General features: G+C 62.4%; 2 pseudogenes. Both read right to left on the bottom strand.

Features of this window, described 5'->3' with window-relative positions:
- Window positions 1–1,214, bottom strand: a pseudogene (locus ACEQXV_RS17810) (DNA-directed RNA polymerase subunit beta'); the annotation flags it as partial.
- Window positions 1,215–1,270: 56 nt separating this feature from the next.
- Window positions 1,271–2,788, bottom strand: a pseudogene (locus ACEQXV_RS17805) (DNA-directed RNA polymerase subunit beta); the annotation flags it as partial.

Genomic DNA, 2,788 nt, shown 5'->3' with positions numbered 1-2,788 from the left:
TCGACCAGCTTCTTCGCCTGCTTCACGGTCGAGGACAGGCCCTTGGCCTCCAGCCGCGAGTAGATGAAGGGCTTGAACAGTTCGAGCGCCATCTTCTTGGGCAGGCCGCACTGGTGCAGCTTGAGTTCCGGGCCGGTCACGATGACCGAACGGCCCGAGAAGTCGACGCGCTTACCCAGAAGGTTCTGGCGGAAGCGGCCCTGCTTGCCCTTGAGCATGTCGGACAGCGACTTCAGCGGACGCTTGTTGGCACCGGTGATGACGCGCCCACGGCGACCGTTGTCGAAGAGAGCATCGACCGATTCCTGCAGCATCCGCTTTTCGTTGCGGATGATGATGTCGGGCGCGCGCAGTTCGATCAGGCGCTTGAGACGGTTGTTACGGTTGATGACGCGGCGATAGAGATCGTTCAGATCCGAGGTCGCGAAGCGGCCCCCATCCAGCGGCACCAGCGGGCGCAGTTCCGGCGGGATCACGGGAACCACGGTCAGGATCATCCATTCCGGACGGTTGCCCGATTCCAGGAAGCTTTCGACGATCTTCAGACGCTTGATGATCTTCTTGGGCTTCAGTTCGCCAGTGGCTTCCTTGAGGTCTTCGCGCAGCTGTGCGGCCTCGGCTTCGAGGTCGATGTTGGACAGCATCTCGCGGATCGCTTCGGCGCCGATATTGGCCTGGAACGCGTCCATGCCATAGGCGTCCTGCGCGTCGAGGAATTCCTCTTCGGTCATCAGCTGACCGTATTGCAGGTCGGTCAGGCCCGGCTCGATCACCACGTAGTTCTCGAAGTAGAGAATGCGTTCCAGATCGCGCAGGGTCATGTCCAGCATCAGGCCGATGCGCGACGGCAGCGACTTGAGGAACCAGATATGCGCGACGGGCGCGGCCAGTTCGATGTGGCCCATGCGTTCACGGCGAACCTTCTGCAGCGTGACTTCCACACCGCATTTCTCGCAGACAACGCCGCGATACTTCATCCGCTTGTACTTGCCGCAAAGGCATTCGTAGTCCTTCACCGGTCCGAAGATACGGGCACAGAACAGGCCGTCACGCTCGGGCTTGAAGGTCCGGTAGTTGATGGTCTCGGGCTTTTTGATCTCGCCATAGGACCACGAGAGAATCCGTTCCGGGCTGGCGAGCGAGACCTTGATTTCATCAAAGACCTTCTGCGGGGCCAGCGGGTTGAACGGGTTGTTGGTCAGTTCCTGGTTCATCTTGATACCTCAGATTTCGTGCGGGACAGGGTGGGGGGAATGAAGGGCCGGGGCCCTTATTCCTCACCCTCCGCATCCAGGAGTTCCATGTTGAGGCCGAGGCCGCGCACTTCCTTGACGAGAACGTTGAACGATTCCGGCACGCCGGCCTCGAAGTTGTCCTCACCCTTGACGATCGACTCGTAGACCTTGGTCCGGCCTGCCACGTCATCCGACTTCACCGTCAGCATTTCCTGCAGGGTGTAGGCGGCGCCGTAAGCTTCCAGGGCCCAGACCTCCATCTCGCCGAAGCGCTGGCCGCCGAACTGGGCTTTACCACCCAGGGGCTGCTGCGTGACGAGCGAGTAGGGACCGGTCGACCGCGCGTGGATCTTGTCATCCACCAGGTGATGCAGCTTCAGCAGGTACTTCACGCCCACGGTCACCTGGCGCGAGAACTTCTCGCCGGTGCGCCCGTCATAAAGATCGGACTGACCAGAGGTGTCGAACCCGGCGCGCATCAGCGCGTCGTTCACGTCCGCCTCTTTCGCCCCGTCGAAGACCGGGGTCGCGATCGGCACGCCACGGGTAACGTTGCCGGCCATCTCGACCAGCTGATCCTCGCCCGCATCCGACATAATCTCGTCGTAGACTTCGCCGTAGGCGATCTTCATGGCGTCGCGAACAGGGGTCAGGTCGCCGGTGCGGCGATAGTCCTGAAGCGCCTCGTCGACCTTCAGACCCAGGCCGCGCGCGGCCCAACCCATATGGGTTTCGAGGATCTGACCGACGTTCATCCGGCTCGGCACGCCGAGCGGGTTCAGAACGAAGTCGACGGGGGTGCCGTCTGCCAGGAAGGGCATGTCTTCCATGGGAACGACCTTGGAGATCACGCCCTTGTTGCCGTGGCGGCCGGCCATCTTGTCGCCCGGCTGAAGCTTGCGCTTCACGGCGATGAAGACCTTGACCATCTTCATCACGCCCGGCGGCAGGTCGTCGCCGCGACGAACCTTCTCGACCTTGTCCTCGAAGCGGTGATCGAGGGCGCGTTTCTGCGCCTCGAACTGCTCGTGCAGGGCTTCGACCTGTGCGGCGTCCTGCTCGTCGCCGAGCGCGAGCTGCCACCACTGGCCACGGCTGAGGCTGTCGAGCAGCTCGTCGTTGATCTCGGTGTTCGCCTTGACGCCTTTCGGGCCCTTCACGGCGGTCTTGCCGAAGATCATCGACTTGAGACGCGCGTAGATGTTGCGTTCGAGGATCACCAGCTCGTCGTCCCGGTCACGGGCCAGACGTTCCACTTCCTCGCGCTCGATCTGCAGCGCCCGCTCGTCCTTGTCGACGCCATGGCGGTTAAAGACGCGCACTTCCACCACGGTGCCGAAGTCACCGGGCTTCACGCGCAGCGAGGTGTCGCGCACGTCGCTGGCCTTCTCGCCGAAGATGGCGCGCAGAAGTTTTTCTTCCGGCGTCATCGGGCTTTCGCCCTTGGGCGTGATCTTACCGACCAGGATGTCGCCCGGTCCAACCTCTGCACCGATGTAAACGATGCCGGCCTCGTCGAGGTTGCGCAGCGCTTCTTCACCGACGTTCGGGAT

Source organism: Nioella sp. (assembly GCF_964229645.1).
In the GTDB taxonomy this organism is placed as follows: Bacteria; Pseudomonadota; Alphaproteobacteria; order Rhodobacterales; family Rhodobacteraceae; genus Nioella.
The sequence above is the reverse complement of the archived record's forward strand: the minus strand, read 5'-3'. Positions and strand labels throughout refer to the sequence as shown.